Origin of the sequence: Bifidobacterium sp. ESL0690 (assembly GCF_029392315.1) — a bacterium.
Taxonomy (GTDB): Bacteria; Actinomycetota; Actinomycetes; order Actinomycetales; family Bifidobacteriaceae; genus Bifidobacterium.
This window is the reverse complement of record NZ_CP113939.1, coordinates 206662-220703: the sequence shown is the minus strand read 5'-3', so window position 1 is coordinate 220703 and position 14042 is coordinate 206662. Positions and strand designations below refer to the sequence as shown.

At 57.5% G+C, this 14042-nt stretch carries 9 protein-coding genes; 7 read left to right on the top strand and 2 right to left on the bottom strand.

Annotated elements, in window-relative coordinates; genetic code table 11:
• Positions 1–195: 195 nt before the first annotated feature.
• Positions 196–4347: an Ig-like domain-containing protein gene (locus tag OZX62_RS00775; protein ID WP_277176156.1), complete on the bottom strand. Its 4152-nt coding sequence runs from the start codon at positions 4345–4347 to the stop codon at positions 196–198.
• Positions 4348–4713: 366 nt separating this feature from the next.
• Complete coding sequence (locus tag OZX62_RS00770; protein ID WP_277176155.1) at positions 4714–6441, bottom strand: MFS transporter; 1728 nt, start codon at positions 6439–6441, stop codon at positions 4714–4716.
• Positions 6442–6809: 368 nt separating this feature from the next.
• Here OZX62_RS00770 and OZX62_RS00765 point away from each other — a divergent pair, with 368 nt between their 5' ends.
• From OZX62_RS00765 to nrdE, 7 genes are all read left to right on the top strand, one after another.
• Positions 6810–7742, top strand: coding sequence for a TetR/AcrR family transcriptional regulator (locus tag OZX62_RS00765; protein ID WP_277176154.1), 933 nt, complete (start codon positions 6810–6812; stop codon positions 7740–7742).
• A gap of 283 nt (positions 7743–8025) precedes the next feature.
• Entirely contained in the window at positions 8026–9222 is a 1197-nt protein-coding gene (locus tag OZX62_RS00760; protein WP_277176153.1) for a hypothetical protein, read from the top strand.
• A gap of 12 nt (positions 9223–9234) precedes the next feature.
• Complete coding sequence (locus OZX62_RS00755; protein ID WP_277176152.1) at positions 9235–9894, top strand: hypothetical protein; 660 nt, start codon at positions 9235–9237, stop codon at positions 9892–9894.
• A gap of 51 nt (positions 9895–9945) precedes the next feature.
• Entirely contained in the window at positions 9946–10497 is a 552-nt protein-coding gene (locus OZX62_RS00750; RefSeq protein WP_277176151.1) for a hypothetical protein, read from the top strand.
• 324 nt (positions 10498–10821) lie between these two features.
• Complete coding sequence (nrdH, locus tag OZX62_RS00745; RefSeq protein ID WP_277176150.1) at positions 10822–11097, top strand: glutaredoxin-like protein NrdH; 276 nt, start codon at positions 10822–10824, stop codon at positions 11095–11097.
• A 13-nt stretch (positions 11098–11110) separates the two neighbouring features.
• A complete protein-coding gene (gene nrdI / locus OZX62_RS00740; RefSeq protein WP_277176149.1) occupies positions 11111–11653 on the top strand; it encodes a class Ib ribonucleoside-diphosphate reductase assembly flavoprotein NrdI in 543 nt (180 codons plus the stop codon).
• Between the two features lie 163 nt (positions 11654–11816).
• Positions 11817–13976, top strand: coding sequence for a class 1b ribonucleoside-diphosphate reductase subunit alpha (gene nrdE / locus OZX62_RS00735; protein WP_277176977.1), 2160 nt, complete (start codon positions 11817–11819; stop codon positions 13974–13976).
• Positions 13977–14042 lie beyond the last annotated feature (66 nt).

The following is a 14042-nucleotide window of genomic DNA, read 5'->3' as shown; positions in this document are numbered from 1 at the left end:
GCATCGCATTGTTCCATTCAAACCGAAAACTGCCGTTTACGCAACAATGCCCTTGCCGAATAAAGGAGTCATTCAATAAAAAGGCAATAAAAAGAACTTGCGGCACCTTCCCGCAATCGAATCATTCGATTCGACTTGCAAGAAGATGCCGCAAGCTACTTTGTCTGGATTATTCGCGCAATGAATTCACGAGCATCACCGAGCGAATCTGCGCCGCAACGTGACCGCAGCAGCGAGCGCGAGAGACAGCACGCCGGCAATCGCGGCAACGGCAATCACAGCGCAGATATCCGCTCCCGTTGCGCTCAGGCCCGCACCGTCAGCACCTGCGACGTTCCTGCCGGGCCGAGAACCCATAGTCGACGGGCCGCCAGGCAGAGGCGAGATCGAGCCGGGCAGTTGCGAACCGGAGCCGGAACCGCCGGAGTGCGACTGTTCATAGTCACGCAGCGATTGCACGCCGATGCGAAGCAAACCGGACAACCCCGGAACCTGCTGGCTCGTGGCCGTTACCTCATATTCGGCGGTTCCGGCGTTGGCGGGAATGGTCAGCATCCCGGATTGATCGATGGTCGGCTCGCCCGGCGACGGCGTCTCGTCCTGCGCCGAAACCGATTCCGAAGCCGGGGCCGCGTCAACACGCGTCAGCGACCAGTGCACGGCCTTGGTCCAATCATCGGCCTGGGTATACGGCGCTTTTCCGGTCACATTCAGCGCGAGCCGCACCGAAGCCTGCTTACCGGCGACAATCGGCCCGGAAGAACCAGCCGGCAGCGCCAGCTTGATACTTGCCGGAATCGGATGCGTGCGCACCTCCTGCCGAGGCTTAAGGCTCTCGGGGTTCGAGACGCCAAGCGGCAACGCCAGCGAACCCGGGAAATGATAGGTTCCGGGTGCACTCTGATCGGTGTAATTGCTCGGGTCGTCGTCCCAACCGGGGATGGTGAGCGTGACCTGCCCGCCGCTGGCAAGATGCGCGACGATGGCGCTCGGCATACCCAGCTGTTCGCGGCTCAGCCCGACAGGCTTGTCGAGTGTGGGCAGCGGGTCGAGCGAGGTGATGGCATCGGACTTAACATGAATCGTCGCGGCTACCGGCCTGCCAATCTGCGGCACATCCGCGCTGACCGTGAAATCGCCGTCGGCGGTGAAACTACTGGCATCAAACGTCGGCCATGTCACCGGTACGTCCATATTCCTGCCGTCGGAGTAGGTGACGTGCACCTTGTTCGGCAACGTCGGCACCTGGCCGGGCTTGATGGTGGCCTCAACCGGCGTGACCGACGAAATATAGGAGTCGGAGACGAGCAGTTTCGGCGCCAGCGCGTCAGAAGTCATCGTGAAACCGCTCATCGAAGCTGGCAGCTTGAACGTTCCGACCGCATGGTCGATGAACGCCTGCCGCGCTCCTTCGGTGGAGAAAGCCTCGAATCCGGCGTTGTCGCGGTTGAAGTTCGTGGTGTTACTCATGGGTATATCCACCAGGAAACTCACCGGCTTCATCGTGTTAAGGCTTCGCAGGTACTGCGTCACGTCGATATCCAGCGCGTATTGGTTGTCGATGATCTCGCCGTTGGTCACCACCCGGCTACCCGCCGGTTTAAGCGTGCCGTAAGTGGGGATGTTTTCGCCGGAACCCAACGGCTGATGGTTGACCGCAGTGACGTCGGCATTACCGGGGCCATTGTTCCATGTGACGGTGTTCGCGTCCCAGCTCGTGTCGGTGGCATAGGCATCCACACGAAATGCGGTGTTGCGCAGCTGCTCGTCTGGCGTGGAGCCGGCGCTGTTGTTGATATTGAACTGATCGACATACACCCGGAGCTTCGCGTTCTTGATCTCGTCCGGCCTGCCCGCGTAGGCGGACGGATCGAACTTGACATAGAACCGCCGATTGTAGTTGGGCGAAGCGGAATTCTTCAATCGCAGAATCAGGTTGTTCGAATAATTCATACCGAACGGCGACTTGGGATCGCTCGATACCGTCCCGCTGCCGGCTTGCGCTCCCATAGCAGTGTCTGCGCTGCCTCGCTGCACGGTGGCATCGGCCGTGTCGGTGAACGAACGTTGTACATTCGCGCCCGTGCCAAGCTCACCAGTTACCGTCACCGTGGCCTTCGCCTTGACGGCGGCGATGCCATCAATCACGCCGGAAACCGTAATAGTTCCAGCGTTCTTATAGTCATCCTGCTTGATGTAATCCCACTTGACCGCGTGGCTTTCCGTGCGCTGCGTGGTGCTATCACCGAGCGTTTCCTTGACGGTGACATCAATGGACTGCGGCAACGTCGGATAAACGCCGGCCGCCGTGGTCACATTGACGGCCTGCGGCGTGTAATCCGTGCTGATCTCATGGTCCGAGACCTGATGGGCCCCGATATCGATGGCACGGTTGAGCGTGCTATCGCCGAAGAGATCCTCGCTCGGCATCCCGTCCTGTTTCTGGCCTTTGGCCACGGCGGGGCTGTCGGCTGCGATCTTGAAGAGGGACGCGCGCTGACGCAGGCGTTCCTTCGGGTTGCCCCACGGCAGGCTGGTTGCCGGGTTGTCGAGCACGGTGTTGATCTGGCCGTCGAGCTCGCCCGCGCCATTGGCCGCACTTTCGATGGCGAGCTTCGGGTCGGCGAAGACATTGCCCGTGGCCTGCAGCCCAGCCTTGGTGGTGCCGCTGGCGGCGCTGGCGATGTCGGCGGTCGAGAAGAGGTTATGGTTCAGATAGGACGCGGCGTTGGCCGGCAATCTGTTTTCCGGAGGGTTGCTGCCGTTGGGAGGATAGTTCGAAAGGAATTTCACCTTGCCCGCACCGGCCTTGGCGACAACGTTGTTGCTGAAGTGGGCGACGACACCACTGTTGTCGGTGGCGTTGCCTTCGCCAAACAGCGACGTGGTCACGCCGTCACCGACGTAGAACGTGTTGTTGTAGATATTGGGCATGGCCGGGCCGTCGTTCGTGATCCAATAGTGGAACAGGCTCTGCTCCTTGTAGGTGTAGGGATAACCACCCGCACCGGGCCCGTCGGCGTTGGTGCCGGCGTTGCCGCCGCCGTCGTTGGCCGAGATGTTGTAGCGCACCGTCGAATTGGCCTGGTCGCTCATCAGGAGCATGAACCCGCCGCCGTTGCCGTGGCTGTAGTTGTATTGGTAGGTCACGTTGCTTGACTGCATGTCGATGTCGAACGCCTCGCCGTCGTTGTAGCCGTATTTGTTACCGTAGACCTCGTTATATTGAGCGAGCACATTATGGCTGGCCATTACCCACAGCGCCGCGTAATTCTGCGTGCCGTAATCGGCGGCGCAGGCGTGAACGACGATATTGCCTTCGATCAGACCGTTGTCGCCGACCTCGGACATCACAATCGCGTCGCCGGCGATATCTTCAAGATAGTTGTTCTTGATCGTCACGTCAGTGAAGAGCTTGGGGTACGAGCCAGTATCGCTTTCGGCCTTGGTACGCAGGCCTTCGAGACCGACGCGTTGGACGATGTTGTTCTGCATGGTCAGACGGCTGAAACCAGTGTCGGCCACGGGACTGGCGCTGTTGACGGCATTGCCGTCGGGGTTGACCCAGTAGCCGAGTGCGATGATGCCGCCGGCGTGCTTGAGCTTCATCGGCAACTTTTCCTGCTGCGCCTTGAGGTAGTACTCGGATTGCACGTCGTGCACATAATCGTTCTCGACGGTCACACCGTTAAGGTTGCGGTTGAGGCCGTAACCCAGCAGCAAAATGCCCGCGCGCTGCTTGTCTCCGGGCTTCTTGTAGCCATCCGGATTGGTCAGCTCGGGCGTATTGGTCACCTCGAGATTGCGGATGGACCAGTATTCCTGATTGGTCAGCTGCACGGCACCAGAAATGTAGCGCTTAAAGCTGCCCAGCACGTTCTCGGTTCCATTGCCGTTGATTACCGGTCGCTTCGAAGCGGTGTAGGTAGCGGCGCCATCCTGGCCGCGGGTATAGAGATCAATGACGATGGGCTTACCGTCCGCACCGTTGCCTTTGGGCATGAGCGTCTGGCCGTTCCACGTGCTGCCGGACTCCAGAAGGATGTGGTCGCCCGGCGCATAGGTTTGCGCCGATACCTTGCTGAGGTTCTTCCAAGCAGCCTGCGGACTCTTGCCATCGTTGGCATCATTGCCGTTGGCGCTGTCGACATAGTAGGTCGCGCCGTCGGTGGAAGGCCCAGCCGAGACAAACGTGGCGCCACTTCCGCGCGTGCTGACACCTTTCGATGACACGGTTTTCGCGGAATCACTTTTGCCCTTGCTCTCGCTCGCAGGTGCCGCCATCGCCATCGACGGACTCACCAGCACCATCGAAAGCAACGTGGCCGCCGCGGCAACAACCGCCACCAGCTTCCCTTTTTTAAAACGAGACCTTCCGGATTCACGATTATCATCTTTTCGTATTACTCTCATAAACCACCTCATTCGTCGGTTCACGACCTCGGCCACTTCGCCGAAATCATAACGAGCGTAATTTACGCTTTCAATAACTTTAATCGAATTACGATAATCCCCGGTAGACTTTGCCGTTATTTGCCGTCACCTGTCAATCCTCCAACAAGGAGGCCGCAATGGCTTAAAACCAACGGAATTCCCGTAACGGCTTGAGCAAAAGTCGGATTAACGCGAATACCTAATCATCAATACGAAAAGCCCTGCCGAAAATTTCCGGCAGGGCATAATTACGAAAAAGAAACTTAACGGACCCGCAAGCTACTCAACCTGGTCACGCTTGGCAGCGCGAGCTACCCAAATCGAGGCGATCAGGCCGATGGCGAGCAACACAATAGCGGCAACCAAAGTCCACTGGCTGGCGCGGGTGAAGGCCGAAGTCATCGCATCGACAACCTGCGGGCCGAGAGCGCCGAGCTTGCCGTGCGCGCCTTGGGCACGGATACCGACGATGGCAGAACCAGCGGAAGCGTCAAGCGACGTGGTGAGGCTCGAGACCAGTTGCGACGGCAGGCCGCGCACGCCTTGGAGCGAAGTCGGTGCGATATGCGTGACCATCACGGAAAGCACCAAGCCGGCGAGCGCCGCGCCCACGCCGGTACCGAGCTGGCGAACGGTGGACTGCGTTGCGGAACCTTCTCCGGACTGGACGATGGGCACTTCGGAAAGCACGAGGCTGGTGAGCTGGGCGGCGGCGAAACCGAGGCCGAAACCGTAAAGCACGAACGGCACAAGAAGCCAGACGACGGAAACGCCGGGGCGCATCATCGCCATCAGAATGACCACACTCAGCATCTCAACGACCAGGCCGAATTGCACGGTATGCGGAGCGCCGATTTTTTGGGTGACCGGATGCGCCAGACCGCCGGAGACGATGGAGCCCAAGCCCATGGTGGCCAGCAGCGCACCGGTCGGAATCATTGCGAGGCCGCGCACATTAATAAGGTAGAGCGGCAGGACGAACATGATGACAAACTGGCCGGCCTGAATGGTGCCGGCGGCGATATTGCCCATCGCGAAGGTCGGGATGCGGAAAAGCGTCAGATCGAGCATCACCGGCAGCGAGCGCTTGGCGCGGCTGTTTTCGGTGTGGACGAAAAGCGCGAAAAAGACGATACCGAGCACGATGCAGATCGGGATGACGGAAATCGGCCAGCTCGCGCCCCATTTGAACCCGAAGATGCTGAAATCACCTTTGGGTTTGGCCCAACCGTAGGTCTGACCTTCGATCAGACCGAAGAGCAGGAACGCGGAACCCAGCGCGGAAAGCACGATACCCAAGGGGTCGAAGCCATCGGGTTTGGCGGCGGACCTGGAAGCATCGGCGGCGGCGAGTTTCTGCGCGGCTGCCCCCATGGCGGAAGCCCCGGCCCTGCCGCCGGTTTTCGGCACGAAGAATATGGCCGAGATGAACACGACGAGCCCGAGTGGGACATTGACAAGGAAAATCCAACGCCAGCCGACGGTCCCGGTCAACAGGCCACCAAGGAACGGCCCGACGGCGGCCGCCGCGCTCATTACCGATCCCCACACGCCGAACGCGATGGCACGGTTCTTGCCGCGGAACGAAGCCGAAACGATGGAAAGCGTTGAAGGCATCACCAGCGCCCCACCGATGGCCTGCACCGCGCGGGCGCACAGCAACAGCGTCGCCCCGTTGGAGGAGGCGGCGAGCACGGAACCCGCAACGAAAACAACCACGCCGACCTGCAGGGTCATCTTGCGGCCTTTGAGGTCGCCAAGCTTGCCGAACGGCAGCAGCAGGGCGGCCAAAATGATGTTGTAAAGCGACGTGACCCACTGCGCGTCGGTCAGGTTGAGGCCGATCTCACGGATCATCGTCGGCATGGAAACGTTCACAATGGAACTGTCAAGAACAATCATGGCAAGCGCAAGCGCCAAGACCCACAGCGCATTCCACGGCGGCTTGACCGCGGAACCCGTTTCTTTGTGCCCTTGAGCGACTTGGTCATTTTGTTGTTGAGTCATCGATAATCTTTCGTAGTGGCGGCAACACGCATCAAGCCTTTATAAGGCAAACCGTCAATAAATGCATATTTTCGCGACGGTTGGTCGCAAACTTCAGAGACTATACGCCATAACCGTAAGACGCGCAAATCCGCACGAACGTCAAATCAAAAATTCCGCAAACGGCGAAGGACCGGAAAGTCAGAAACAATAAAACTTATCGTAATTGCTGACAAACCACGAAATGAACTATATTATGATCGAGAACGCTCGTGGCGCGATTTCGGACGTCTGCACGATGGGCAGGAACGGAATATGGACAGGCAGTGCAGATAATATGATATGTACGAGTAACCGATAGCCGTGCCGCGAAACACGAGAGGGACGATATGCCACGCATCAATGAGGCCAATCTTGAGGAACACCGCCGTCACACGATGAACGCGCTGCTCGATTCGGCGGAAAAGATCATGCGCGAACAAGGAGGCGAGGCCCTCACCCCCGCCAACGTCAGCAAGGGAGCCGGCATCGCGCGCAACTCAATCTATCGTTACGTCAAAGATATGAAGGACCTGCGCCGCCAACTGATGGCACGGCACATGCCGCAGTGGGTCGAGGCGCTCGAAAAGGGCCTGAGCGGAGTCATCGATCCGGCGGAAATCATCGTGCAATGGGTCAAGATCAATCTCGAACAGTCCATTCTGCAGGGTCACGATTGGATGACGCAGATACCGCTGAGCGACGCGCAGAGCTATCGCGACGACAAAGGCCTTTGGCCAAAGCCGGGCAATGGTGTCGACGGCAACAATAAGGACGGCAATAGCAGTAATAACAAGGGCGGCAATGATACCGCCACATCGCAAGAGCGTAACGGAAAAGCGGAATCGCAAGCCAAACCAGACCGCACACAATCAGCGGAAAAATACAAGGCCGATTCAGGCAACGCTTCGCGATGCCCGATAGACGAACCCGAAAACGTTTCGAGGTGTCCGATAGACGCGCCAAGCAACGTTTCAAAGTGCCCAATCGACGTACCTACGAGCCTTCAGGGCGAGGGCAATGCACAGACACCCAGCGACCAGCCGCTTGAACCGACACAACCGAGTCTGCACGAACGCATCAATGCCCCCATCGTCAGGGCTTGGGGCCAACTGAGCCCGCAAAATCCGCAAGTCGGCATCGCGGTGACCGAAGGACTCGTCTCCAGCGGGATGAAGCTGCTCAGCGGCAAAGAGCAGACCGAGGAACTACGAGCCTCCGAGATCAGCGACATCGAACGCGCCATCCGCGCCATCGTCAAGGAGCTGCGCGAGGACCAATAACACCTCGCAAGCTTCAGCGATTACCTAGATATTGCGAAGATTTTTACGCGTTAATAATTACATAACTATTGCGGAGGCCTCTATTACGTAGGCCTTCAGGCTCCGGCATACCCGTTTACGGAAACTGGAACAGCGCATCAGACCGTTCTCGCTATCGCGCCGATTTCTTATGAGCATAATTAGGCATCCACATTTTGGCCATGTTGAATTCAATATTAATCATAAAAGATAATTACCATTATTCTATAGTAGTATTGAGCTGCTTCAACATGGAGATGAACCAATGCCGTATTCCGATACGATTCGCAGCAGAATCGCTGGCCTCGACCGCCGGGATTTCACGGATCACACCAAACAGCAGTTTCTCCAATGGGCCAAGGAAGCAGAACCGACAAACGACTGGGAACGGTTCTGGGACCCGATCAAAAACGGATACATCGCCAGCGAACTCTCTCAACAAGAATCAACCAACTCCCAGGTCGGCACTGAACTCGCATCAGGCTACGAACGTGACGTCATCGACATGAACAATATGTCCATCCAGCAGGTCAACCAAATCTGGGATAAGGTCAACGATGACGCCAGCAAGGCACTGTCGCAATTCGTCGCCACTCGAAGCGACCTTGAGGGATTCCTGCAGCAACTCAACGTGCTGGCGGACACCATGTCCAACGGTGCAGGAAGCGGAGAGCTCGACATCGACTACATCAATGGCGGGCTCAGCGCGAGCATCGCTTCCTACAACAAACTCGATAAAATTTACAAAGATATTGAGGGCAAGGGGCTGACCGAGGCTGAAGCAGCGAAAAGCCCTGACGTGATGGCCGAAGTAATGAAGACCATGGGCAACAACATCCTCCAACTGGAGCCTGAGCTCGCGGCAAACGGAAAATTCGAAGTCGCGCTCGGACCGGGACTCGTGATGACCCTGTCGCTATCGACCGAAAGCCAGCACCGAGATGGGCTTAAAATCACCGTTCCGGATTCCGTCATCAAGGGCGAAAGAAGCGAACTGAAGGACCTCATCTCCTTCGACCCAGAGGGGCTTGTTGTGAGCGCCGAAGGGCAGCCAGTCGACAACCCGCACCTGAAAGACCAAGGGTATGGGGATTGGGAACCAAGCCCAACTGCTCTAGGCAATAATGGGGACATTACACAATCATGGAGCCGTAAACACGGTGACAAAACAGAAACATACTCAGAAACTTTCAACCCCAGACATAGTTCCTTGGAACTATCCACAGGTGTCACCCAACACGTGGAAGGAGGCTTCGTTTCCACCGATTTAGGACTTAAGGTCACAAAAGATTCTCATTGGCCCCATTTTCGTCAGCCCGAACCGGTCAAAGACCCGATCAGAGTACCCGAGCTGCATTGGCCTGATTGGGAACGGGAACCTACACGTGAGCCGGTACCCGGTCGTGCGCCGGCACCGTCTCCAGTCCCAATTCCAATCCCTCCTCTAATCCCCGCATTCTGAAAGAACCCACGAATGGAAAAATCTCAGTTACGACAGAAAACCGGCCTGCGGACAGCAACCGCACTGTTGCTCGCCGCCCTCACCATGTTCTTTGTCACCGCATGCGGTTCAGCCCCCACGGCCAATACACAGCAAACCAACAAACCAGAGCAACCCAAGACCGAGAAAATCGTATTCGACAAAACATATGTCGTAAACTTCTTTTACGATTCCTCCGACGAAAAACACCCCGTACGTACGCCCCAAGCGGTGGCCAAAGACCTCATGGACAGCAACGGTACTAAATACTTCACAAAAGTCTACGCCGCCAAAAACGGCGACGTCGTCGCCCTCGTCACCGAGCAACAACGCCAGAATGGTATCAGGCGGAACAACAACTGGATAAAACAAGGCGAGAAGAACTTCCAAAAAGGCGGCCCTGATTACCATTACGAAGTCAATCAGGACGGCACCGCCATGACCGTATGGGCCGACAAACATCTCACTCCCGATCCCAGCTTCGGTATCTTCACCCTCGCACCAATAAATTATGGCTACAACTACTATCTGGAACGCCACACCGGCCCGTGGGACATGACCATCACCGTACGCAACTGCCACACCAACCAGCAAGTCGGCCAATTCAACGCCTCACAGGGCTTCACCCTCAACCCCGCCACCTTCGGCGACTGACAAAGGGAAAACTATTGCTAAACGAATGAACATTTTGAGTAAGGAGCAAAGATGAAGGACGAGAGCATTTTCAACGGGGCCGTCACGCTGACGATTCCGGATAGCTACGAACGCTGGAACGGGGACACGCAGCAATCTGACAACACCACAGAAAACGCGGCGCAGCAGACCAGTGCCGCCAATGATCCGTACAAGGCCCAGCTCATCCAAAATCTCGCACAGAATGGCTTGTTCAAAGCGCGCACCGACACATACGTCACCGGCTCGAAAAGCGAAAATCCTTGGCAACCAGACAAACTCAGCGAGCGCCTTAACGACTATTACCAAACCGCAGTACGCAGCCTGCCGATGGTGCGCAATGCCGAAATCGGGACCCACCCCGCTCCATACGGCGAGGAAACGCAGGAAATCGGCATGCTTCACTACACGTTCGCAACCCCGACATGTGATTGGTTCGCCTGCACAGTCCTGCTGCCGGTCGACTCCAAGGAAGCCACGCTCACTATGTTGTGCACGCTCGACCACGCAATCCTGGGAACCATGGAATTTATGTCCATCGCCGATTCCATTACACTCAATCAGCTTTCGTCGGTGCAAGAATAACGGTTATTTCGATACTTATTAATCAACTAATCCGGAATCCGGGAAACGGCAATTTATCCACCGAAATATCCAGATTTTTCCGCATCAATCCACTTGTCTATTTTCTCTTGCCAGCTTGTATTGTGAAATAAAACACACTAAATGTAATACGCAATTTGCGCTCTTGTTCCGACACCCCTTGTGCCATCTGCCTTTAGAGGCCATAAGCACTATATTTAGTGGTCGATAAACCGACACGCTACTAGAAGTTGGGGTTCAGTTTGGAACTACAACCATGTAACCTGAGTTCTTGAAAGCTTACAAGACATCGATTCGGAGGTTACGATGACCGTTACCGTTTTCACCAAACCACGCTGCCCGCAGTGCGAAGCAACCAAGCGCCAGCTCACTCGTGCGAACATCTCGTTCGAGACCGTGGATCTTACTGAAAACCCCTCCACTCTCGAGCAGCTCACGCAGGCCGGCTTCCGCCAGGCGCCCGTCGTCATCACGCCGGATGCCTCCTGGAGCGGCTATCGTCCGGATCTCATCAAGCAGCTCGCGGCCAGCGCCGTCACGACTTCTGCTGACGCCAAGACGCAGCAGACCGTTCTTGCCTGAAGCTATTGCAAACATGGATTCAACCAAGCCATACGACGACGAGTGCGTGACGCCAAGCGAGCCGGAAGCCAAAGCCAAAGGCGAGCACATCGGTGCCGTAGTCTATTTCTCATCGGTTTCGAACAACACCGCACGCTTCATCGAAAGCTGCGGTTTCCCCGACGAGGGCATCAACGTCTACCGCATCCCACTGCGTCCGAAAGAGGCGCCGCTGCAGGTGCGTGAACCTTACGTCCTGATCGTACCGACCTACGGCGGCGGCAATATCGCCAAAGCGCTGCTCCCGCAAATCCGTAAATTCCTGAACGGTCACAAGAACCGCAGCTTTATCCGCGGTGTCATTTCCTCGGGCAACAGGAACTTCGCCACCGCGTTTTGTGCGGCAGGCGACATTATTTCCAAGAAGTGCCACGTCCCGTTCATGTATAATTTCGAGCTGCTCGGCACCCCGGACGACCAACGTCAGGTGCGCGAAGGCATCCGCGACTTCTTCCTCAACGCGAAGAACACGCAAGCCACGCAGAACGAACAGAACACACAGAACCAACAGCAGTAAACTCTGCCGCTAAAAAGTTATATAGGTTTTGCGCCGTCACCCTGCCTTGCGCAGAAAGGCGGCCATAAAAAATTAAATTTTATATCGCTATATTGCCGCCGGACTCACGACGGCGACCCAAGAAGATAGGAACACAATGGCTCTCAACGACACAGCGCTGAGCATGGATAACACCGTCGAAGACACCGGTTTCGACCCGGAGCACGACTACCATTCGCTCAACGCGATGCTCAACCTCTACGACGAGGACGGCAAGATCCAGTTCGACAAGGACAAGGAGGCCGAGCGCGCCTACGTCAACACGCACGTCGCCGAGAACACGATGAAGTTCGGCTCCACCGCCGAGCGCATCAAGTACTTGGAAGACAACCTCTACTACGAGAAGGCCGTTTTCGACCAGTACACCCCTGAGTTCCTGGATTCCTTCTACAAGCACGTCGAGGACTTTGGCTTTGAGTTCGAGACCTTCCTTGGCGCCTTCAAGTTCTACCGTTCCTACGCGCTGAAGACTTTTGACGGCAAGCAGTACCTCGAGGACTTCCCACAGCGCAGCGCCGCCGTGGCGCTCGAGCTGGCCGCCGGCGACGAAAAGCTCGCCGTCAAGTACGTCGACGAGATCCTTTCCGGCCGCTTCCAGCCCGCCACCCCGACCTTCCTCAACCTGGGCAAGGCCCAGCGCGGTGAGCCCGTCTCCTGCTTCCTCGTGCGCATCGAGGACAACATGGAGTCCATCTCCCGCGGCATCAACTCCGCTCTGCAGCTTTCCAAGCGCGGCGGCGGCGTGGCCCTGCTGCTCACCAACCTGCGTGAGCAGGGCGCCCCGATCAAGCACATCGAGCACCAGTCCAGCGGCGTCGTGCCGGTAATGAAGCTCCTAGAGGACTCCTTCTCCTACGCCAACCAGCTCGGCGCACGCCAGGGTGCAGGTGCGGTGTACCTGAACGCCCACCACCCCGATATCCTGCGCTTCCTCGACACCAAGCGCGAGAACGCCGACGAAAAGACGCGAATCAAGTCGCTGTCGCTCGGCGTCGTCATCCCCGATATCACCTTCGAGCTCGCCAAGCGCAAGGAGAAGATGGCCCTCTTCTCCCCCTACGACGTCGAGCGCGTCTATGGCAAGCCGTTCGCGGATATTTCCGTTACCGAAAAGTACGACGAAATGCTTCACGACGACCGCATCCACAAGACCTACATCGACGCCCGCGAGTTCTTCATGACCCTCGGCGAGGTGCAGTTCGAGTCCGGTTACCCCTACATCCTCTTCGAGGACACCGTCAACCGCGCCAACCCGATTGACGGCCGCGTGACCATGTCGAACCTCTGCTCCGAGATTCTGCAGGTGCAGGAAGCCTCCACCTACAACGACGACCTGAGCTACAAGCACGTCGGCAAGGACATCTCCTGCAACTTGGGCTCCCTCAACATCGCCAAGGCGATGGACGGCGGCCTGGCCGACCCGGTGGAGACCGCGATTCGCGCGCTCACTTCCGTTTCCGAGCAGACCCACATCGACTCCGTGCCGTCCATCAAGCGCGGCAACGAAGAAGGCCACTCCATCGGCCTCGGCCAGATGAACCTGCACGGCTTCCTCGCACGCGAGCGCATGCACTATGGCTCCGAAGAGGCGCTGGACTTCACCGACATGTACTTCATGACCGTGGCCTACCACGCCTACAAGGCCTCGCACAAGCTGGCCGTCGAGCGCGGCCAGGCCTTCGCGACCTTCGATAAGTCGGACTACGCCAAGGCCGCCGGCCAGGGCAACTACTTCGACAAGTACACCGACGGCCGCCGCTCGCTTGAACCCAAGACCCAGACGGTCAAGGACCTCTTCGAGCGGTTCGGCATCCACATCCCCACCGTCTCCGATTGGGAGACGCTGCGCGACGAGATCCTGAAGGACGGCATCTACAACGAGTACCTGCAGGCCGTGCCGCCGACCGGTTCGATCTCCTACATCAACCACTCCACCTCCTCCATCCACCCGATCGCCTCGAAGATCGAGATCCGCAAGGAAGGCAAGGTCGGCCGCGTCTACTACCCGGCGCCGTACATGACCAACGACAACCTCGAGTACTTCGAGGACGCCTACGAAATCGGCTGGAAGAAGATCGTGGACACCTACGCCGAGGCCACCCAGCACGTCGATCAAGGCCTGTCGCTCACGCTCTTCTTCCCCGCGGGCGTCACCACGCGCGAGCTCAACAAGGCGCAGATCTACGCCTGGCGCAAGGGCATCAAGACCCTCTACTACATCCGCATCCGCCAGCAGGCGCTTGAGGGCACCGAGGTCGAAGGCTGCGTCAGCTGCATGCTGTAAATAGCCGCAAGGACTAATACACAAGTCGGCAGATAAGTTTTCAGAATCGGCGGTATTCCGCCATTC